Source organism: Sinosporangium siamense (assembly GCF_016863435.1).
GTDB lineage: Bacteria > Actinomycetota > Actinomycetes > Streptosporangiales > Streptosporangiaceae > Sinosporangium > Sinosporangium siamense.
The window spans coordinates 147,736-168,010 of record NZ_BOOW01000034.1 but is presented as its reverse complement, the minus strand read 5'-3'; the positions used below and the strand labels follow the sequence as shown (position 1 = coordinate 168,010).

Annotated in this window: 18 protein-coding genes; 14 read left to right on the top strand and 4 right to left on the bottom strand. The window is 69.6% G+C overall.

Annotation, left to right across the window (positions count from 1 at the left end):
• Positions 1–5: 5 nt before the first annotated feature.
• The 3 genes from Ssi02_RS26735 (at position 6) to Ssi02_RS26725 (ending at position 2,981) form a co-directional block, all read left to right on the top strand.
• The gene (locus tag Ssi02_RS26735) at positions 6–776 is read left to right on the top strand and encodes a hypothetical protein (RefSeq protein ID WP_204030336.1); all 771 of its coding nucleotides are present in this window, start codon (positions 6–8) and stop codon (positions 774–776) included.
• Positions 777–1,058: 282 nt separating this feature from the next.
• A complete protein-coding gene (locus tag Ssi02_RS26730) occupies positions 1,059–1,883 on the top strand; it encodes a P-loop NTPase family protein (protein WP_204030335.1) in 825 nt (274 codons plus the stop codon).
• A gap of 177 nt (positions 1,884–2,060) precedes the next feature.
• Entirely contained in the window at positions 2,061–2,981 is a 921-nt protein-coding gene (locus Ssi02_RS26725) for a class II glutamine amidotransferase (RefSeq protein WP_239129736.1), read from the top strand.
• Between the two features lie 6 nt (positions 2,982–2,987).
• On the opposite strand, the gene Ssi02_RS26720 is transcribed toward Ssi02_RS26725, so the two are convergent.
• From Ssi02_RS26720 to Ssi02_RS26705, 4 genes are all read right to left on the bottom strand, one after another.
• Positions 2,988–3,407: a hypothetical protein gene (locus tag Ssi02_RS26720; RefSeq protein WP_204030334.1), complete on the bottom strand. Its 420-nt coding sequence runs from the start codon at positions 3,405–3,407 to the stop codon at positions 2,988–2,990.
• Positions 3,408–3,580: 173 nt separating this feature from the next.
• Positions 3,581–4,777 carry a glycosyltransferase gene (locus tag Ssi02_RS26715; RefSeq protein WP_204030333.1) on the bottom strand — a complete coding sequence of 399 codons (1,197 nt, stop codon included), beginning with the start codon at positions 4,775–4,777 and terminating at the stop codon, positions 3,581–3,583.
• Between the two features lie 529 nt (positions 4,778–5,306).
• Positions 5,307–5,621: a thioredoxin gene (gene trxA / locus Ssi02_RS26710; RefSeq protein ID WP_204030332.1), complete on the bottom strand. Its 315-nt coding sequence runs from the start codon at positions 5,619–5,621 to the stop codon at positions 5,307–5,309.
• Complete coding sequence (locus Ssi02_RS26705; protein WP_239129729.1) at positions 5,503–5,997, bottom strand: MerR family transcriptional regulator; 495 nt, start codon at positions 5,995–5,997, stop codon at positions 5,503–5,505. Before Ssi02_RS26705 ends, trxA begins: the two co-directional genes overlap by 119 nt.
• A 223-nt stretch (positions 5,998–6,220) precedes the next feature.
• Between Ssi02_RS26705 and Ssi02_RS26700 the strand changes: the two genes are divergently transcribed.
• The 11 genes from Ssi02_RS26700 (at position 6,221) to Ssi02_RS26650 (ending at position 20,273) form a co-directional block, all read left to right on the top strand.
• A complete protein-coding gene (locus Ssi02_RS26700; protein ID WP_204030331.1) occupies positions 6,221–7,978 on the top strand; it encodes a hypothetical protein in 1,758 nt (585 codons plus the stop codon).
• Between the two features lie 114 nt (positions 7,979–8,092).
• Positions 8,093–9,526, top strand: a complete 1,434-nt coding sequence (locus Ssi02_RS26695) for an amidohydrolase family protein (RefSeq protein WP_204030330.1) — start codon at positions 8,093–8,095, stop codon at positions 9,524–9,526.
• Positions 9,527–9,746: 220 nt separating this feature from the next.
• Positions 9,747–11,876, top strand: a complete 2,130-nt coding sequence (locus tag Ssi02_RS26690) for a hydantoinase/oxoprolinase family protein (RefSeq protein WP_204030329.1) — start codon at positions 9,747–9,749, stop codon at positions 11,874–11,876.
• Positions 11,873–14,080, top strand: a complete 2,208-nt coding sequence (locus tag Ssi02_RS26685; RefSeq protein ID WP_204030328.1) for a hydantoinase B/oxoprolinase family protein — start codon at positions 11,873–11,875, stop codon at positions 14,078–14,080. The genes Ssi02_RS26690 and Ssi02_RS26685 overlap by 4 nt, the downstream gene beginning before the upstream one ends.
• On the top strand, positions 14,080–14,982 hold the full coding sequence (locus tag Ssi02_RS26680; protein ID WP_204030327.1) for a DODA-type extradiol aromatic ring-opening family dioxygenase: 903 nt from the start codon (positions 14,080–14,082) through the stop codon (positions 14,980–14,982). The genes Ssi02_RS26685 and Ssi02_RS26680 overlap by 1 nt, the downstream gene beginning before the upstream one ends.
• Positions 14,979–15,257 carry a hypothetical protein gene (locus Ssi02_RS26675; RefSeq protein WP_204030326.1) on the top strand — a complete coding sequence of 93 codons (279 nt, stop codon included), beginning with the start codon at positions 14,979–14,981 and terminating at the stop codon, positions 15,255–15,257. Before Ssi02_RS26680 ends, Ssi02_RS26675 begins: the two co-directional genes overlap by 4 nt.
• A 1-nt stretch (position 15,258) precedes the next feature.
• A complete protein-coding gene (locus tag Ssi02_RS26670; protein ID WP_204030325.1) occupies positions 15,259–15,888 on the top strand; it encodes a MarR family winged helix-turn-helix transcriptional regulator in 630 nt (209 codons plus the stop codon).
• 56 nt (positions 15,889–15,944) lie between these two features.
• On the top strand, positions 15,945–17,456 hold the full coding sequence (locus Ssi02_RS26665) for a sugar ABC transporter ATP-binding protein (protein ID WP_204030324.1): 1,512 nt from the start codon (positions 15,945–15,947) through the stop codon (positions 17,454–17,456).
• A complete protein-coding gene (locus Ssi02_RS26660) occupies positions 17,453–18,427 on the top strand; it encodes an ABC transporter permease (protein WP_204030323.1) in 975 nt (324 codons plus the stop codon). Before Ssi02_RS26665 ends, Ssi02_RS26660 begins: the two co-directional genes overlap by 4 nt.
• A 30-nt stretch (positions 18,428–18,457) precedes the next feature.
• Positions 18,458–19,429 (top strand): sugar ABC transporter substrate-binding protein, encoded by a 972-nt coding sequence (locus Ssi02_RS26655; RefSeq protein ID WP_204030322.1) that lies wholly within the window; start codon positions 18,458–18,460, stop codon positions 19,427–19,429.
• 7 nt (positions 19,430–19,436) lie between these two features.
• Complete coding sequence (locus Ssi02_RS26650) at positions 19,437–20,273, top strand: IclR family transcriptional regulator (RefSeq protein ID WP_204030321.1); 837 nt, start codon at positions 19,437–19,439, stop codon at positions 20,271–20,273.
• Positions 20,274–20,275: the final 2 nt, after the last annotated feature.

Sequence of the window (20,275 nt, the reverse complement as noted above, 5' to 3'; positions counted from 1 at the left end):
TCGCATTGAGGAAGACCCCTGCCGTTTTCGCCCTCATCGCCGCCGCCCTCGTCCTCCCGGCCGCACCCGCGCAAGCGGCCTTCATGGCACCCGACACCGCCTGCTCCGCCTCCATGGGCGCGGTAGAGGTGCCGGGTAAGCTCGTCGTCCCTGCCGGTGCCACATGCACCCTCACCGGAACCGTCATCCGCGCCGGCGTCGAGGTGGGCATCGGTTCCACCCTGAACGCCACCGGCATCAGCGTCGCCGCGGGCCTCCACGCCAGTCAGGCGGCGTCGGTCTCCGTCAGCGGCAACTCGGCCATCCAGGGCCACGCCAAAATGCTGAAGGGCGGCACCGCCTCCATCGCGAACTCGACCGCGTTCGGCGGCCTGGAGATCGCGGAGAACACCGGAGCCGTCACCGTCACCGGCGTCGGCTCCGCCAACGCCGACATCTTCATCAGAAAGAATCGGGGCGGTGTCACCGTGAACACCGCCCAGGCGAACGGAAACTTCCTGGTCCTCGAAAACTCCGGCGGCCTCACCACCGTGCACAACAGCACGGCGCTGGACGGCTTCAAGGTCGAGAACAACTCCGGTGGCGCATCGGTGCAGTACAACGTCGCCTGGGACAACCTCGAAGTGAACAAGAATCTCGGCGGCACTCAGATCATCGGCAACCGATCCGACGACAACATCACGTGCATCGACAACGCGCCCGCCCCCACGGGGCACAGCAACGTCGCAGGTGCGGACGGTAACGGTGCCATGAGCGGGCAGTGCCTGGGCCTGTGACCCCCGCCCGCGCTCGGATCCACGGATAGAACGGCAAAGTCCCTGATCGCACAGTGATATCAACGAGGGCGGCCCGCGGCCCCGGGCGAGCCGCCCTCGCGGAACCAACGGTGGACCACACGAACATCGATCCCGCCTCCGGGACCGACGGGCGGGCCTGACAGAATATGACTGCGGCCGTTTCGTGTGCGGTGTTCCGCCGCGCTTCGTCGTCGGTCTCGTGAAACTGGTTCATTCTCCCACCCGCAGGGCAGTTCACCATGCCCACGCGCGAACCGGCCAGTGGAAGCAACATGTTCGCAGCAGGTCAATTCGCGTTCCGGTGAACTCGGCACCGAACGCCGCTCCATCAACCGCTATCAGAGGTGTGTCTTGGACGGCTACTGGGAGTCGATTGCCATCGTCGCTCCGGTTATCGGGCTGGCGATCGTCGTGGAAATGCGTCTCTTGCTGGGGGAATGGCAGAAGAACCGCTACACCCCCCGCTTGAAGACCGTTCTGAGCAGTCCCTTCGTCGCCTACATGCTGTGTGCGGTCTTCGTGGAGTACGAAGCCCTGGTACAACTTCGATCGGCCCCTCCGACTAGAGAGTTCGCCACCTTCGCCGAAATCACCGTGGGTGGCGGCCTGGCCGCCCTGATCCTCGGCCCGCTGGCCATTCAGCTGATCAAGATGCCGAGAGTGGCCTACTACGCCCGCTTCGCTCTGACCCCTCTGCGCTCGGTCAAGCACCTGCAGTCGCGGCAGATCCTCCGCCGCGCGACCGACCAGCACCTCCGCCTCCGGATCCGCGTCCGGGAGAGCGAGATGGCGGCCGCCCTCAACGAGCTGAGGATCGCCCACCACGCCCTGCTCGCGCCGAGGGAGGAGACGCCCGAGGAGCTGATCGACGTGCGCCGCCGGCTGAAGACCGAGGTCGCGGCCGACAAGTCCGCCATAGGCGAGGAGGCGAAGGTGATGCGCCAGCGCGCCGACCACCTCACCGTCCTCCGCCGCCAATGGCGCCGCGCCCTGGTCGAGCCCGCCCCGTCGGCCCGCAAACGCGCCACCCGTCCGACGGCCAGGCGTGTCTCCTACTCCGTGGGGATGACGACTCACACGAGCTGACACCACACTTTCCGGCCGATCGCCCCTCCCGACGCCTTTCGCGGGGAGGGGCGATCGTCGTATCGGAGGAGGTTCCTTCAGCTGAGGTACGGCGGGGCCGTCATGCGAGGCGTTGACCGCACTGAGTCCGACGCTCCCACGATTTCGCCCCTCACTGTGAGAACATCGCTACTCGCTGTGGCACTGAACGCTGACCCCGGCTGCGCCGTACGGTCATCCATGGTGGAGGGGAACACCTACATGTGCCGACTGTTCGGTCTGAGCAGTTCGCCGACGCGTGCCCGTGCCGTCTTCTGGTTGCTGGAGGCACCCGACAGCCTGCGTGAGCAGGCGCATCGGGATCCCGACGGCACCGGGCTCGGCTATTTCGACGCCGACGGCACCCCGCACCTGCACAAGGCTCCTCTCGCGGCCTACGCCGACCGGCGGTTCGCCGAGGAGGCGAAGGAGGTGTGGTCCACGACCTTCATCGCTCACGTGCGGTTCGCCTCGACGGGCGGGCTGGAGCGGCGCAACACCCACCCGTTCGAGCAGGACGGCCGGCTGTTCGCGCACAACGGGGTGGTCGAGGGGCTGGACCTGCTCGACGCGCACCTCGGTGCGGATCGGTCGCCCGTCAGGGGCGACACGGATTCCGAGCGTGTGTTCGCCCTGATCACCCGCGAGGTCAGGCGGCATGAGGGGGACATCGGGGCGGGGATCGCGAGTGCCGTGCGGTGGATCGCCAGGAGTCTTCCCGTCTATGCGCTCAACGTGGTCCTCACCACGCCGCAGGAGTTGTGGGCGTTGCGCTATCCGGACACCCACGAGCTGTTTGTGCTCCAGCGCACGCCCGGCGACCAAGGGCTTGATCACGCCGGCACGGGCGGGCGGATGCGGGTGCGCTCCAGCGATCTGTCGCGGGCGCCCGCCGTGGTGGTGGCCAGTGAGAAAATGGACGACGATCCCGGCTGGCGACCGCTTCGATCCGGCGAGTTGCTGCACTGCGCGGCCGATCTCACCGTGACGCGCACACTGATCCTGCCCGATCCGCCGGCGCATCGGCTCACGCTCGCCGATCTGCACCCCGCCGCCGCGGCTTCGCAAAAGGCCCCGTGATCAGGTCTAAGCAGATCGTGTCGCGCAGTGCAGGGCGAGGAGACCGGCATCTCCATGGGGGCACCCCTTCCCCTCATAGGGATGAAAGTGCAAAAGCACCCCGGTCTCCTCGACCCGCACCACTCGGGCCTCGTCGCCGACCACCTGCTCGGGCGCTTCCGACCAGGTGACCCCGGCCTTATCCAGTGCCCTCAGCACCGCGTCCACGCTCGGTCCCATTTCCGGAGTCCCGAAAACTCCGCCGAGCGCCGCAGGCAGTCGCAGCTCGCCCCACCCTCCGGCGAGCAGTCCCACTTGTACGACGAGGCCCGTCCCCGTGTCCACCAGGAGCTCCAGGTCCTGCCAGATGTGCAGGCAGTGTGCACTGGGCGGCTCCTGTCGGTGGTCGAACGGTCCAATCAGGTCTTGTACGTGAGCGAGGGACATGCCACAGGACACCGGGCCGATACTGCCGGTCTCACAGAATGTCCGGAGTATGCTCAGCACGTCTGCAATCCTTGCCGAATCACGCATGCCCCTCGCTCGTCACATCAGGGGAGTCACCAGGCCGATCTTCCGCAACGCCCCTGATGGTTGCGGTCGACCCACCGGAACGGGGGCTACCTGCCCACCGTCGTCGAGATGGGGTCGCGCCCCGCGATCGCCCTGCGGTAGATGCGCTCCGTCTGCGCCGCCACCTGCGGCCAGCCGTATTTCGCGCGGACTCGCTTCACACCCGCACTCGCCAGGTCGCGGCGGAGTTGCTCACTCTCCAGCAGTCCGTTGAGGACCCGGGCGAGTGTGCGCGGGTGGCGGGGGCGGACCAGGATGCCGGCACCGGTCACCGTGTCGAGGTGCCCGCCGACGGCGGAGGCGACGACGGGCACCCCGGAGGCCATCGCCTCCAGCGGCACCATGCCGAACGATTCGTACCACGGCACGGTCACCAGGACCGTGGCCGAGCTCACCAGCGCCGGGACGTTCTTGCGCGACACCTTGCCGACCATCTTCACCCGGTCGTCGAGTTCGAGGGTCGCGGCCAGTTTGCGCAGCCGTACGACCTCCGGGTCCTTCATATTGCCGCCGGCGATCACCAGCTCGGCCTGCGGAACCTCACGCAACGCCTGGATGATCGTCTCGACGCCCTTGTGCGGCATCGTGCGCCCGAGGCTGAGCAGACGCGGGCGCGTCCCGGCCCCCGCGGGCCTGCGGCGACTCGGGCGGAACACCTTGAGGTCCACACCGCGCGGCACCACGCACACGTTGCGCACCGGCACCCGCATGGTCTGGAGTTCGCGGGCCTCCTGCGTGCAGTTCGCGATGATCACGTTTGCCCGGCGGCCGATCTCCTCTTCGATGGCGTAACGCTCGGGCGGGCTGGTGTCGTCACCCTTCTGCCAGCGTTGATCGGTGGTGGCGAGCGCGTGATAGGACTGCACGATCGGCACCTTCACGTGCCGGGTCGCTCCGAGGGCGGCCAGGCCGCTCATCCAGTGATGGGCGTGCACGATGTGCGGTCGGTCGGTCTTCCAGTGGCGGGCGAGGTGGGCGGCGAAACTCGGCATGTACGGCAGAAGCTCGTCTTTCGGGAGTGACTCCGGCGGGCCGGCCGGGACGTGGTCGACCACCACGCCCGACGCCATGGTCACCTGGTCCGGCTGGCGGGTGTCGGCCCGGCGGGTGTAGACGACGACGTCGTGTCCGCGTTCGGCGAGGGAGTTGGCCAGGGCGGCCACGTGAACGCTCTGTCCGCCGGCGTCGGCACCTCGTAACGTGGCCAAGGGGCTGGCGTGTTCTGAAACCAGGGCAATCTTCATGGGGAGTCTCCTTGCGGCCTCCGGGGAGTTGACCGCGGTAACACCGCCGCGCGGTCGCGCGGCGGCGGGGGGAGCAGATTCAAGGTTCAGAGCTGTGTCAGCGCTGGGTGGGGAGGTGCGCCGGGAGGTAGAAATGGATCTTGTAACTTGGTGATCCATGTGTGTCCTCCTCCCGCCGCTGGTTGGACTGGTATCCCTACCGAGTAGTACGCGGGATAAACATGAGCGCTCCCGACAAAGGCCTCATTTGACTGCTGTGCCGTAATGTCACGGAGCGGTAACGCGTGCGCTGTATGTAGGCAATGACCTGCGGAAATGCAGGGACCTGGGTGTGGTCTGACAGGGGCGTCAACATCCCCTGGAGATTTTTCAAGATTTTTTGTCAACGCGGGGTCCTGGCGGCGTCGCCCACCGTTTCCGCGGGCGCACGCAGAGTCGCGTCCGCGTGTGCGCACATGTCCCCATAGAATGCGGCAATCAATGACAAAAGGGACGGCTGGACGTGTGTCCTGCCGTCCCCTGTGCACTCCTAGAGGTGGCTCTCAAACTCGGCCAGCAGCAGACGCTTAGGCTTGGCCCCGACGATTCGGCGCACGACCTCGCCGTTCCGGAACAGAAGCAGCGTCGGGAAGGCCATCACACCGTAACGTGCCGCGATCTGCGGATGATCGTCGCCGTTGATCTTCGCGATCGTGAGGCGGTCTCCCAGTTCGACGTCGAGCTGCTCAAGCACCGGCGCGATCATCTTGCACGGCGGGCACCAGTCGGCCCAGAAGTCGACCAGCACCGGCCTGTCGCCACTCAGGGCGAGCTCGTCGAAGTTCTCCGTCGTCAACGTGATCATTCATACGCTCCGGGGACAGGACGCAGCCCGGACAGGCCCGCGCCAATTGGTTGGCTACCTCGGCCCTTCGTTCGACCAGGGAACGGATCTCCAGATCGATCTCGGCGAGCTTCCGGCGATAGACGGCCACGGACTCCGGGCAGGAATCACCCGAGTCGTGCCCCGCGCGAAGACAGTCCACGAACGGGCGCGTGTCCTCCAGCGAGAAGCCCGCCGCCAGCAGCGCACGGATCTGCGCCACGAGCGGCACGTCGGACTCGTCGTATTGGCGGTAACCGTTGTCCGTGCGCCGGGACGAGATCAGTCCGTGCTGTTCGTAGTAACGCAGCGCACGCGTGCTCACCCCCGCCTTCGCGGCCAGCTCACCGATCCGCATCTTCCCTCCCCGACCGCGACCGCCCCACGGTAATCCTTGACATCGGCGTCAATGTCAAGCGACGGCCTCCCACCTGCGTATTCCGCCCGCTTGAGACGCCCGGCCCGTTCGCCTGCCCGGGCAACCCTGTCGGCCCTAAGATCATCTTTTCCTCCGGCGTAAGGGACATGTCGTGGTGTGGCGTCGTCTACGAATATTCATAGTTGGGATCTATCTGATTTCCGTGGCCGCCGCCGCGGTGGTCTCGCTCATCGACGGGAGTGTGAAGCCGCTGTGGCTGCTCGCCATGTGGTTCCCGTTGGTGGACATGGCGCCGCTTCCCGCCCGGGAGGGCGTCATCGCGGTGATGGCGGCGATGCTCGTCATGGTGTCCGTGGCGAAGTCGTGGATGCTCTGGCAGGTCTTCTCCGTACCTGCCGGTGGTGACAGGCCGCTCGGGCGGCGAGTGGTGTGGCTCCGGCGCCTGCTCTATCTCGCCGTCGCCGATGCGCTGATTCTCAGTGCGGCCCTCGGAACGGTGTTGTCCGAAGCGGTGGCCGGGGCATTGCACTGGCTCCTCTGGGGCGTGGTGCAGGTGCTATTCGTGCTGGTCATGGTGCGAGCGTCAAGAGGATTGCGCGGCGCGGCACTCGCCCTGGCCGGCCTGAACCTCGTGGTCGGGTTGCCGGTGATGCTTGAGGAGATCCCCGCGGACCCCAACGTGATGGTCTTCGCGGAGACACCCTGGGTCGAAGCCGCCTTCGTGCTCTTGAACCTTGCCGCGGCCGGCTGGCAGATACTGATTCTCTTCGCCCAGCGTGCCGACGGGCGATGGACCCCGGCCACGGTCGTCGTCGGCTGGCTCGCCCTGGCGCAGTCGGTCGCGCACCCCATCATCCCTATGATGATCGCGAGATATGTCCCCGGTGTCACCCTGGATTTCATCTGGCTGGTCGGTGAACTGCTGGTCTTCCACACGGTGTGGTCGGCCCGCTCCGCTCACGAACTCACCGCCCCCCCACAGCCGGTTGTCGAGGTCGAGCCCGGAGGGTTGTCATCCCGGGGGAGGGCGGCCGTGGCGTTAGCCGTACTCGCGCCGCTCGCCGTGGGGGTGCAGGCGGAGGAGAAGGCCCGGCTCACCTACGGTGGAGGGTGGGAGGGGCGCTCGCCGTGGATCCACGGGGGCCGCCGTTTCGGCGACACGAAACCGCAGGACAGGGAGAAAGCGTTCCTCTGCCACGCCCGCGACTCGACGCGCGGGACGCCGCCGATGTTCCCCGACACTCTCCCCGACCAATATGTGCTCGCGTACGGCAGGCGCCTGTGTGAGCTGCCCGAGGGGAAGGACGGGATGGACATTCTCCGGGAGGCAGGCAGCTCCCGGGAAGTCTGGCGCGCGGACGGGGAGGCGCTGGTGTTTCTCTGCCCCGGGACCGTCGCCGGCAGGAATCCCGCCGAGCTGTACTCGGATGCCGAGGTGCGTGAGGCCGAGGAGCGCTTCGTCGCCGAGGGCAACGCCCGCTGTGCCGATCCCTGGCCGGAATTGCGGGGGCGCAGACAGGGAACGGCGGCGTACTACCTGTTCGAAGGGGGCGGATATTCCATATACGACGTCAACGACGACCCAGAGGACATCGCCGGGGAGGGCGGGAAGGTCGTCACGGCCGCCCGCGGCTCGGTGCACGTGTCGACCGTGACGGAGAACACGATGATGTGCATGACGGTGAAGGCGTCGAACACGGCTCCACCTCCGCCCGGCAAGGGGTGGAACCACCTGGGCACGGTCCGTGTCCTCAGTCGCAGCGGCAGCCTGGGAGTTCCCGCCATGCCCGAGGGCGGTGACACGGGCGCGGGACGGGTGCTGCCCGACCTGGCGCTGAAGGGGAAAGGGCGTTACCGGGTCCGGGTGTATGCCCGGGATTTGGGTGACGCCGATCGTTATAACGAGGACTACGTGGAGGAACACCTGATCGTGGTCTTCCCCGATCGATCCGGCGGCTGAGGGGCCACGTAACCTGGCAAAACAGAGAGCCTTGGTCCGGCTTATGTTGAATGCGCATACAATTAACACTTTCCGGTGGTGCCAACAGGAGGCGATCAAAGGAGGGGGCAGGACATGCCGAACGGGACGACAGGTCGCGGGCTCACGCGGCGCTCGGTGCTGGCCGGGCTGGGGGGAGCGGTCGGGGCGGCGTCGCTGGCGCGGCCCGCTGCGGCGAGTGGCGCGCCCTGGGGCAGGCGGCCCGCGGGTGACGTGGTGATCCGCGAAACCTATGTCGTGACCATGGACCCCGCTTCCGGTGACCTTGACCGCGGCGACATCCTCATCGGCGACGGCAGGCTGAAACGTGTCGGGCGCAACCTGTCCGCCCCCTCCGCCACCGAGATCGACGGGCGAGGCATGATCACGATGCCCGGTTTCGTCGACACCCACAACCACCTGTGGCTCACCCAGACACGCGGCTTTTACGCCAATACCCCCGAGACCGTCTACTTCAAGGCCAGCGAGGTCTTCGGGCGTCACTTCCGGGCCTCCGACATGGAGATCGGGACCCTGCTCGGCACCTATGAGGCACTGGCCTCCGGGATCACGACCGTGGTCGACTTCAACGACAACGTCCGCGATCCCGCCTACGCCGAACGGTCGCTACGCGCCCATGAGGCGGCAGGAACCCGGGCCCGGTTCCTCTACGGCGCCCACGACGACCTCCCCGAAGGGCGGACGGTCGACTTGAAGCACCTGGAAGCCCTCGCCGGATCCTGGCCGGAATGGTCGGCGGGCGGCCGGATCACCCTGGGCCTGGGCTGGAGAGGCCCCGGGGCCGGCACTCCCGCCGCGTTGTCGGTCGCGCGTGAAGAACACGCCACCGCCAGGCGCCTCAGACTGCCCATCTCCGTGCACGCCAGCGGTGTGCGGGCACGCGCTCAACTCGACGGCCTTGTCAACGGCCGTTTCCTGGGCTCCGACCTGCAGGTCATCCACGCCACCGACGCCACCGGCGCCCAACTCGCGGCCCTCAACCAGGCGAAGGCGGCGCTGGCCCTCACACCGGTCACCGAGCAAAGAGTGGGATACGGCCTGACCAGGCTCTCGCAGTACGCATCGGTGGACAGAACCGGCCTGGGCGTCGACGGCAACGCATTGGCCGGCAGTGCCGACATGTTCGGCGTGATGCGCCTCCTCGCGCTGACCGAAACCGGCGCGAGCCGCTCGGAAACCGCCGTGAAGCCCTTGCGGTTGCTCGAACTGGCCACCAGCCGGGCCGCCCGCGCGATCGGGATGGACGCCTCGATCGGCACCCTGACCGCGGGCAAGCAGGCCGACCTGATCATGATCGACACCGGGGACATCAACCTCGGCCGCTTCACCTCGGGGCCGCCATATGCCCTGCTGGCCTACTCGGCCCACCCGTCCAACGTGAAGACGGTGATGGTGGGTGGCCGCCTGGTCAAACATGAGGGCCGCCTCCTCGACGTCGACCTTCCCGCCCTGCAAGACCGCGCCCGCACCTCCATGCAGGGCGTCCTCCGCCGCTCGCGCGGAGACTGAGACACCCCCGCAGGTACGAGGCCGGCCAAGGCATCGGACATAAGCCCCAAAGCAGTATTTCCCTCTCCCATTCCGCACTGCGGACTGCTCCATTGTCCCGAAGTTCCAGTGACTACAGAGTTGGCGCAACGCAACGCGGGTGTCGCTCAGACGCAATGCGCACGACATTTCCGCATGTCATATCCGCACGTTGCGCAAGCCAACTCTCAGGGAGATCAGTGTGGGAAGTACGACGGATACCGCGCCGCGGTTCTTCGTCGGCACAGACGTCGGAGGGACCTTCACCGACCTGGTGGTCCTCCAGGACGGCCGGCCGCCACGCCTCTTCAAGTCGCCGACGACACCCCGCGACCGCTCCGAGGGAGTCATCGCCGCTCTCGCTCTCGCAGCCGAGTCGTACGGCATGAGCCTCGGCGCCTTCTGCGCCTCCATCGTCTACTTCGCCCACGGCACGACCGCCGCGACGAACGCCTTGATCGAACGCAAGGGCACGCCGACCGCCCTGCTGACGACGCGCGGGTTCACCGACACGATGCTCATCCAGCGCTCGATGACCTCCTGGGTCGGCCTGGCGAACGCCACCGGCCACTACAGCCGCCGCCGCAACCCCGAGCCGATCGTGGCGCGGGACCGCATCGCGGGGATCACCGAGCGGATCGACTCCTCCGGTGCCCAGGTGGTGGCGTTGAACGAGGAGGAGGTGCGCGGTGTGCTCCGGCGGCTGCGCACCGAGGGGGTGCGGGCACTCGCGGTGTCGTTCCTCTGGTCGTTTGTCAACGGTGCGCATGAGCGGCAAGTGGAGCGCATCGCCCAGGAGGAGTGGCCGGAGGCCTACCTCACGCTCTCTCACCGCGTGGCTCCGGTCATCGGGGAGTACGAACGGTCGGCCACCACGGTCGTCAACAGCTATCTGGGGCCCGTGATCCGCGACTACGTCGCCGGTCTGGAGCGGCGGCTGCGCTCGTCCGGCTTCGCCGGCGACTTCTCCATCATGGACTCGGGCGGCGGTGTGATGCGCGCCGAGGACGCGGCGAGCAGGGCGGCCTCGATGCTGACCTCGGGTCCCGCGGGGGGCGTGCTGGCCTCCACGGCCCTGGCCAAGCGGCTCGGCCACGCCAACGTCATCACCTCCGACATGGGGGGCACCAGCTTCGACGTGGGCCTGATCATCGACGGTCAGCCTCTGGTCGAACTGGTCAGCGAGGTGGGTGACCTGCACTTGGCGCTGCCGCGCATCAAGGTGACCGCGATCGGCGCGGGCGGGGGTTCGATCGCCTGGGTGGACGAGGCGGGAGTGCTGGTCGTCGGCCCCGAGAGCGCGGGGTCGGTGCCGGGACCCGCGTGCTACGGCAGAGGCGGCGATCGGCCGACGGTCACCGACGCCGACGTGGTGCTGGGGATCATCGATCCGGCACGTTTCCTGGGCGGAAAGATGCCCTTGGATCGTTCCATGGCGGAGAAGGCGATCCGTGAGCACATCGCCGATCCACTCGGCCTCTCCGTCGAGGAGGCCGCGGCCGGCATCCGCCGGGTGGCGGACAACCAGATGGCCGACCTGCTGCGCAAGGTGACCGTCGAGCAGGGGCACGATCCGCGCGACTTCACCGTCTACGCCTACGGCGGGGCGGGGCCCACGCACGCCTACGCCTACACCGAGGCGGCGGGCATCGCGACCCTTGTCGTGCCGCCGACCTCGACGGTGCACTCGGCCTACGGCACCGTCACGGCCGACCGCTACCGTGCGGTGCAGACGACCGACGTGCAGCGGACCCCGCCCGGCGCGGCCGATCCGGCGGCGCATCTGGACACCGTGAGGATCGACACCGCGCTGGGCGAGCTGGCCCGCCGCTGCCTCGCCGACCTCGACGACGATCCGAGGACGCGGCTGACCCGCGTCGCCTATCTCAAGTTCCGCCGCCAGTCGCACGAGCTTCCGCTCACGCTCCCCGACGGGGACGTCACGACGGATGTGCTGCGCGACCTGATCGCCGAGTTCCGCGCGGCCTACGAGCGGGTCTACGGCGCGGGAACCGCTCTGCTCGCGGCCGGTGTGGAGATCCACACCTTGCGGGTCGAGGGCCGCGTCACCGTCACCGACGTCGAGCAGGGGCCGCACGCGGGCTCGCCGGATCCGGCCGCCTCGCTGCTCGGGGAGCGCGACGTGCACTTCCCTGAGACCGGCCGCGTGCCGACCCCGGTCTACCGGGGCGAGAACCTCGGCCCCGGAGCCGCCCTCACCGGGCCGGCGATCCTCGAGTTCCCCGGCACCACCGTCGTGCTGGGCCCCGGCCAGGCCCTCAAGGTCGACCCGCACAGCAACCTCGTCATCGACTGCAAGGGGGACGCGTGACCGCCTCAGCCATCGACCCGGTCACCTTCGAGGTGATCCGGCACCGGCTGCTCGCCATCACCGACGAGCAGGGCGCGACTCTGGCCGCCATCTCCGGCTCCACCCACGTCGTGGAGGCCAGCGACTACAACGTGGGGCTCTATCTGCCCGACGGCTCGGTCGCCGCGATGGGCCGCACGATTCTGTCGCACTCGTCCTCCATGGCCGCGATCACCCGCTCGGTGATCGACGACTGCACCGAGGAACCCGGCATCAACCCGGGCGATATGTTCATCGTGAACGACCCGTGGAAGGGCACCGTCCACGCCCAGGACGTCGGCCTCATCGCGCCCATCTTCCACAGCGGGGAGCTGCTGGCCTGGACCGGCGCCATGTGCCACATGGTCGACGTGGGCGGCATGACCCCGGGCAGCTTCTGCGTCGACGCGGTCGACTCCTACCAGGAGGGCCTGCAGATGCCCCCGACCAAACTGGTCGACGGCGGCAAGGTGCGCGGCGACGTGTGGAACCTGATCCTCGCCCACACCCGCATGCCGGCCACGGTCAACCTCGACCTGCGGGCCCTGATCGGCGCCAACAACACCGCGATCCGCGCCATGACGGCGCTGGCCGACAGGTACGGCGCGGCCGTCGTGCGCACGGTGATGGGCAACCTGATCGAGTTGTCGGAGCGGAGGTTGCGCAACCGGCTGGCGGCGCTCCCGGACGCGCGCCTGCACTCGCGCGCCTTCCTCGACAACGACGGAGGGCTCGCCCAGTCGGACCAGGACGCGACCTACGAGGTGGACCTGGTCCTCACCAAACGCGGCGACACCCTGCACTTCGACTACTCAGGCTCGTCTCCCCAGGTCAAGGGCTACGTCAACTGCGCCTACTCCGGCATGATGGCCGGGATCGCCGCGGCGCTGCTGCCCACTCTCGCCTATGACGCGCCCTGGAACGAGGGGCTGTTCAAACCGGTCGAGGTCGAGTGCCCGGAGGGGCTCATCTGCAACGCGGTCCGCCCTGCCGCGGTCAGCGGCGGCGCGCTTGAGGCCGGCTGGCTGGTGGAGATGACCGCCGTCGAGTGCCTGTCCAAGCTCGCCGCCTGCTCAGACGAACTGCTGGGAGAGGCTCAGGCCGTGCCCGCGGGAGGACCCGACAAGTTCGTGCTGACCGGTCTGGGGGAGAACGGCGCACGCCAGACATATGTGATCATGGACTGCCTCGCCACGGGCGGCGCCGCCTACGCCCACCGCGACGGCGTGTGGACCCAGGGACAGCACAACATCGAACGGCAGAAGATCTCCAACGTCGAAGCCGTCGAGATGGACTCACCGCTGCTCTACCTGTGGCGGGGTCTGGTCCCCGACTCGGGAGGGGCGGGCCGCACCAGGGGCGGCATGAGCATGGGCGCGGTCTACACCGTGCACGGCGGCAGGGACGTCACGGCGCTCAACTCCGCGCACGGCTGGAGCGTCCCCAACTCGACCGGCGTCTTCGGCGGATATCCCGGCGCCCAGAACACCCGGACCGTCGTGCACGGCAGCGACGTCAAGGCGCGCCTGGCGGCGGGGGAGATCCCCGCGGTCGGCGACCTGTCGGGCGAACGGCCCGTGATGCGGGGCCGCCAGGGACTCTACGGACTCGGCGATGACGACGTGCTGGCCACCGTCCCGCAGGCCGGCGGCGGGTGGGGCGATCCGCTGGAACGTTCCAGCACGGCCGTCCAGGCGGACCTGGACTTCGGCGCCGTCACGCCCGATGCAGCTGTAAGGCTGTACGGAGTGGTCCTCGCCGGCGACGGCCGGGTCGACGAGGCCGCCACGGAGACCCGCCGCGACCGGATCCGCGCCGAGCGCCGCGACTGGCCCAGGGAGAGGCCGCAGTGGGAGCGGCCCGCCGGGCCGGGCGCGCGTGTCCACCCGCTGGGCGACACCATGCAGATCGTCCAGGTCGGCGCGGCCCGCTTCACCGCGTGCGCCTGCGGCTTCGTCCTGGCCCCCGCCGGCGGGCCGTGGCGGCCCTACGCCGGGCTGCACACCACCGGCGACATCCGCGAACTCAGCCACGCCACCCGCCTGGACGCCGGCCTGGAACTGCGGCGCTACGCCTGCCCTGACTGCGGACGGCTCCTCACCGTCGACGTGGCCCGGCGCGGCACCGGCCACCTAGACGACATCCGCCTGCTCGACCTCACCGAGACATCCGCAACGGAGGCATGATGGCCCGACTAGCCCTGGCCGCCGCCACATCCCACGTCGGCGCCATCGTCAAGAACGCCGGCGCAGAACCGGAGAACTCCGGCCCGCTGCACGACGCGTGGCGGCTGCTGGACGCCGACATCGCAGCCCTGGACCTGGACGCCGTCGTGGTCGTCGCCACCGACCACTACGAGACCTTCGGCCTGGAGAACTATCCGACGTTCTGCCTCGGCCTGGCCGGCATCCACCAGGGGTGGGGCGAGTTCGGCAACCCCGGCGGAACGGTGCCGGGCCGTCCCGAACTGGCGCTCAGCCTGCTCGACGGGCTCCACCGGCGCGGATTCGACGTCGCCCGCTCCCACACCATGCCGCTCGACCACAGCTTCACGGTGCCGCTCACCAAGCTCCCCTCGGCCGCCGCCGCGGGTGTGGTGCCGCTGTTCGTCAACTGCAACACCCCGCCGCTGCCCAGCCTGGCCCGCTGCGTCGAACTCGGCAGGGCCCTCGCGGACACGATCGCCTCGCTCGGCGGGAACCAGCGGATCGGGGTGATCGGCACCGGCGGCCTGTCCCACTGGGTCGGCCTGCCGAGATTCGGCGACATCAACGAGGAGTTCGACCGGAACCTGCTCTCCCTGCTGGAGAAGGGAGACCTGGACGAGATCCTCACCTGGTCCGACGAGCACATCCAGGAGCAGGCCGGCAACGGCGCGCTGGAGATCCGCACCTGGCTGATCGCCGCGGCGGCGGCCGGCGGCTCCTGCCGTACCTACGCCTACCGGCCGATGTTCCCCTGGACCGTCGGCATCGGCATCGCCAGGTTTGAAACAGGCACTGCCGAGACAGGCACTGCTGAAACAGGCACTGCCGAGACGGCCACTGCCGGTACGGCAGTCTCCGGCCCGGCGGGAGGCCGGTCATGAGCATCGTCGGCCTCAACCACCTCGCCCGAGACCTGGAGCACGCCGCCGGACTGCGCGAGCGTTTCGACGGCGCGCCGGACGAGGTGCTCGCCGCCTACACGCTGACCGCCGACGAGTGCGACGCCGTACGGCAGCGCGACGCGGCCTGGCTGCTTGCGGCCGGCATGAACCCCGTGGCGTTGCGCAACCTCATGGTGTCGCTCGGCGTGGCCCACGACGCGATGTATCCCGACGGCCTCCTGGACGAGGCCGCGCCGCGCCGGGGCGGAGCCTGACATGGGCACCAGCCGTTTCATCGTCCCCGGTCCCGACGGCCATCGCGACCAGGCCCACGTCGCGATGGCCGAGGGCGAACGCCGCCGCCTCCCCGGCATCGACCCGCTGGAGATGGAGCTGCGCCTGGCCTTCTTCGCCGCCGTCGCGGCGATGGAAGCCGCCGTCGACAGCGAACTCGCCGAATACGGACTCAGCCATCCCCGGTTCAACATCCTCATGGTGCTGCGCAGCACCGACCCCGGCGGCAAGGGCGTCCCCATGGGAACCCTCGCCACGCACGTCATGACCACCGCCCGCAACGCCACAGGCCTGGTCGACCTCCTGGAACGGCGCGGCCTGGTGAGCCGGGCCTCCGACCCGGCCGACCGCCGCCTGGTCCTCGTACGGCGCACCCAGGCGGCAGACGACCTGCTGGACGACCTGCTGCCGCGGTTCGCCGCCCGCATGTCGGCCGCTCTCACCGGCCACGACGACGCCGACAAGCGCCTGTTCATCGACCAGCTCAACCGGCTCAGACTCGGCCTGGCCGCCATCGGCTCCGGCGCCGGCGCGGAAGGCGGCCCACCGGAGGACACAGCAGGCCAGGAGGCCGCGGCCCGGCTCGGCACGGCTTCCGCCGTACGGCGCTGACCGCCATGGACGGCCCCACCACCACCCCCGCCTCGCACACGCCAGAAGGAGGGACCATGAACGCCGTACCGCAGGCACGGCCCGCCGCGGCACTGGAGCTGACCGGAGTAAGCAAGTCCTTCGGCGGCGCCGCCGCGCTGCGGGAGGTCGGGTTCAGCCTGCTTCCCGGCGAGATCCACGCCCTGGCCGGGATCAACGGCGCGGGCAAGTCGACCCTCGTCAAGATCATGTCGGGAGCGCTGTCTCCCGACGGCGGACATCTGCTGATCGCCGGGCACGCCCACAGCGCCCTCACCCCGCGCCGGGCCCGCGCGCTCGGTGTCAGCATCGTGCACCAGCACCGCACGCTGGTCCCTCAGCTCACCGTGGCCGAGAACCTCTTCCTCGGCCGGCTGCCGACCCGCGCGGGGCGCGTCGACTGGCGCGCGGCGCGTGCTCAGGCGGCCCGCGCGCTGGCCGATCTCGGCGTCGAGGTGCCCGCCACCGCGATCGCCGCCGATCTCGGTCCGGCCGAGCAGACCCTCGTGGAGATCGCCCGTGAGATCCAGGTCGGCGGGCGGGTCCTGATCCTCGACGAGCCCACCGCTACCCTCGGCGGAGCCGACGCCGCCCGCGTGCACCGGATCGTGCGGACGCTCAGCGCGCGCGGCATCGCCGTCGTCTACATCTCCCACCACCTGGACGAGGTGCTCGACCTGGCCGATCGGGTCACAGTGCTGCGCGACGGGCGCCACGTCCTCACCGCGTCGACCGCCGAGACCGACCTGCCGTCGCTGGTGCGGGCCATGACGGGCGACCGCCTCGCCGAGACCCGGCCGAGGACGGCGCGCACCCCGGGGCGCGCCGTCCTCGAACTCCGCGACCTCTCCGCGGGGCCCCGCCTGGCCGGCCTGTCCCTCACCGTGCGCGCGGGGGAGGTCGTGGCGGTTCTCGGCTGCGCAGGGGACGGCCAGACCCAGCTGTTTCCGCTGCTGTCGGGCCTGCGCCGGCCCTCAGGCGGCGACGTCCTGGTCGGCGGCGGGAGGGTCCCGCCCGGGAGCGTGACCGCCGCGCTCGCCGCCGGTCTGCGCTGCGTCACGGGTGAACGCCTCACCTACGGCCTGGTCCCCGGCTTGACCGTCGACGAGAACCTCGACCTCACCGGCCGGGGCCTGCGCAGGCCGTGGAGCGTGCGCTGGCGGCGGATGCACCGCGAAGCCGCGGGGGCCCGCACCCGCTTCGGCGTCACCACGATCCGGCCCGACCCGCCGGTCGCCACCCTGTCGGGCGGCAACCAGCAGAAGGTCCTGCTGGCCCGATGGCTCGACCGCGACGTCACCGCCTGCCTGCTCGAAGAACCCACCAACGGCGTCGACGTCGCCGCCAAAGCCGACATCCACCGCCTCATCGACGGGCTGGCCGCCCGCGGCGCCGCCGTACTCCTGGCCTCCGCCGACGTCGACGAGGTGCTGCGGCTGGCCGACCGCGTCCTCGTGGTGCGCTCCGGGCGCACCGTCGCCGACCTGCCCGCAGACCGCGTCTCCCGTGACGACCTCGTCTCGCTCAGCGTAGGAGGAACCGCATCGTGACCACCGCAGCCCATCCACGCCGCCGCACCATCGGTGCGGCCCTTCCACCCGGGCTGGTACGGCACGGCGGTGTGCTCGGCGTGCTTCTGCTCATCGCCGTCTTCACCACCTCGCGCAGCGACGTCTTCCTCACCGCCCCGAACCTGCTCAACGTGTCCCGGCAGATCGCCGTGGTGGCCGTGCTGGCCGCGGGGCTCACGCTGCTGATGACCGCGGGCGGCATCGACTTCTCGCTCGGCGCCATAGCCGCGGTCACCCACGGGGTGACCGCCCAGCTGATCGTCGCCGGGGTCGCCGACTGGGCGGCCGTTGCCTTGGCCCTCACCCTGGGAGCCGCCATCGGGCTCGTCAACGGGACGGTGGTCACGGTGTTCCGGGTGACTCCCTTCGTCGCGACGCTGGCCTCCTCCACGATCCTGACCGGTGTCGCCCTGCTCGTCATCGGCGGGCAGAGCATCTCCATCGGTGAACACCTCGGCGGGCTCGGCTTCGGGGAACTCCTCGGCGTCCCGGTGCTCATCGTGATCGCCGCCGCGGTCTGCCTCGCCGTCGGTCTCGCCATGCGGTGGAGCGCGTTCGGCCGCAACGCCTTCGCCATCGGCGGAAACGAGAACGCGGCCCGGCTGTCGGGCATCCCGGTCGTCCGTACCAAGCTCCTGCTCTACACCCTCGGCGGGCTGCTCGCCGGGCTCGGCGGGGTCATGCTCGTCGCGCGTCTCGGCGCCGCGAGCCCCGGCACCGGCGGGCTGCACCTGGAACTCACCGTCGTCGCAGCCGTCGTCATCGGGGGCACGGCCCTGCACGGCGGGAGCGGCACCCTCGTCGGAACGATCCTCGGCGTCCTGCTGCTGGGCGTCGTCGCCAACTCCCTGAACCTGCTCCAGATCAACCCGTATTTCCAGGACGTCGCCCTCGGGACCGTCCTCATGGTCGCCGCCGTCGCAAACCATCTGCGATCACGCCGGCACTGACCGAGCACCACCCCCCGGAAAGGACCGCGCATGGCCCTCCACACCTCCCTCCGGCCCTCCCTCAAGACCCTCGCCGCGGCACTGGCGGCGGCCACCGTCGCCGTGACCGGCTGCTCCTCCTCCACCACCACCTCCGCCTCGGGCGACGGCGAGAAGCCCTTGACCCTCGGCTTCGTCAACGGCAACACCATCGAGTTCCACACCTGCCTGCAGAGGTCCATGGAGGCCCGGGCCAAGACGGCCGGGGTCACCCTGCTGACCTCCAACTCGGCCATGGATCCCGCCAAGGAGCTCTCCAACATCGACGACATGATCGCCAAGCAGGTCGACGCGATCATCGTGCAGACCGTCAACATCGACTCCCTGGAAGGCGGGATCGCCCGCGCCAACCGCGCGAAGATCCCGATCTTCCTGACGTCCGTCGCCTCCGTCGACCAGTCGAAGATCCTCGGCGCCGTGATCACCGATGTGGTCAAGGTCGGCCGCGAACTCGGAGAGTGGCTCGTCAAGGACAACGCCGGCGCCGCCGCCGACGTCGCGGTGATCGGCGGCGCGCCCGGCGCGGCGGCCGACCTGATGAACAACGCCTTCAAAAAGGCCCTCACCGGCGGGCCGAGGATCGTCTTCGACCAGCCGGCCTTCTGGCAGCGTGCCAAGGCCCAGGACGTCGCCGAGAACCTTCTCCAGGCCCACCCCAAGATCAAGTACGTGTTCGTGCACAACGAGGACATGGCCCTCGGCGTGCTCGCCGCCTTCAAGGCGGCCGGACGCACCGACATCAAGATTCTCACCAACGGCGGCAGCCCCGCGGGGATCGACGCCGTCCGCTCCGGCGAGTTCGCCGTGACCGTCAGTAACACCCCCAAGAGCGTCGGGGAGATGGCCATCGACGACACCGTCGGCCTCCTGCAGAAGAAGGAGGGCGTGAAGAAGATCGCGACCGTGTCCGACATGCTGATTACCAGGGACAACGCCGACCAGGCGCCGCCGTACTGCTCGTGAGGACGCGATGAACGCCGCCGATGACCACACCCAAGGCCCTGAGCCCCGGGATTTCGCCCGCAGGCGCGGAGTGCGCGCCGTGGACCGGGCCTTGGACGTGCTCGGCGCGTTCAGCGCGGCTCACCCCCGATTCCAGCTCGGCGAACTCGCCCACGCGGCGGGCCTGCCGAAGACCAGCGCGCACCGCATCGCCGTCAGCCTCGTCGAACGCGGCTTCCTGCGCCAGGAGGCCGACGGCGCCTACGTGCTCGGCACACGGCTGATCGAACTCGGCAGCCTCGTCACCGCCACCACCGCCCTCGCCCACCTCACGATGGGTGTCGCCGAGGAACTCGCGCGCACCAGCGGCGAGACGGTGCTGGTGGCCGAGGTCGACTGGCGCGACCGCACCTTGGTCATCACCGCCAAGCGGGGGGACTCCCGGTCCGCCGACTCCCTCTCGCCCGTCGGACGCCGCTCGATGCTCGCCAACGGCGGCCTCAGCCGCGCCATCCTCAGCGGCCTGCCCGCGGACGAGGCCGAGGACTTGGTCCACCGGTTTCACCTCGCCCGCCGCACCCCCAAAAGCATCACCGACCCCGCGGTACTGCTCCGCGAGGTCGACGCCTCGCGCAACCGGGGCCACGCGATCGAGATCGACGAGTACATCCCCGGCATCGCCGCCGTGGCCGTGCCCGTCATGATCGCGGGCCGCCCCGCCGGGGCCGTCGCGGTCTGCGGCCCGACCGCGCGCATGCCGCGGCGCCGCCTCGACCTCCTCGCGGTCCAGATCCACCAGTTCCTCGCCCGCAGCTCCGCCGCCGGGACACCGCCGGCCCCCATGCGCGCACTACCGGAAGGTTGAAA

Excerpts from the sequence above, each read along its gene's own strand:
- Ssi02_RS26680 (WP_204030327.1), top strand. The coding sequence starts at position 14,080 with ATGGCCCGACTAGCCCTGGCCGCCGCCACATCCCACGTCGGCGCCATC.
- Ssi02_RS26655 (WP_204030322.1), top strand. The coding sequence starts at position 18,458 with ATGGCCCTCCACACCTCCCTCCGGCCCTCCCTCAAGACCCTCGCCGCG.
- Ssi02_RS26675 (WP_204030326.1), top strand. The coding sequence starts at position 14,979 with ATGAGCATCGTCGGCCTCAACCACCTCGCCCGAGACCTGGAGCACGCC.
- Ssi02_RS26665 (WP_204030324.1), top strand. The coding sequence starts at position 15,945 with ATGAACGCCGTACCGCAGGCACGGCCCGCCGCGGCACTGGAGCTGACC.
- trxA (WP_204030332.1), bottom strand. The coding sequence starts at position 5,621 with ATGATCACGTTGACGACGGAGAACTTCGACGAGCTCGCCCTGAGTGGC.
- Ssi02_RS26720 (WP_204030334.1), bottom strand. The coding sequence starts at position 3,407 with ATGTCCCTCGCTCACGTACAAGACCTGATTGGACCGTTCGACCACCGA.
- Ssi02_RS26695 (WP_204030330.1), top strand. The coding sequence starts at position 8,093 with ATGCCGAACGGGACGACAGGTCGCGGGCTCACGCGGCGCTCGGTGCTG.
- Ssi02_RS26705 (WP_239129729.1), bottom strand. The coding sequence starts at position 5,997 with ATGCGGATCGGTGAGCTGGCCGCGAAGGCGGGGGTGAGCACGCGTGCG.
- Ssi02_RS26715 (WP_204030333.1), bottom strand. The coding sequence starts at position 4,777 with ATGAAGATTGCCCTGGTTTCAGAACACGCCAGCCCCTTGGCCACGTTA.
- Ssi02_RS26670 (WP_204030325.1), top strand. The coding sequence starts at position 15,259 with ATGGGCACCAGCCGTTTCATCGTCCCCGGTCCCGACGGCCATCGCGAC.
- Ssi02_RS26650 (WP_204030321.1), top strand. The coding sequence starts at position 19,437 with ATGAACGCCGCCGATGACCACACCCAAGGCCCTGAGCCCCGGGATTTC.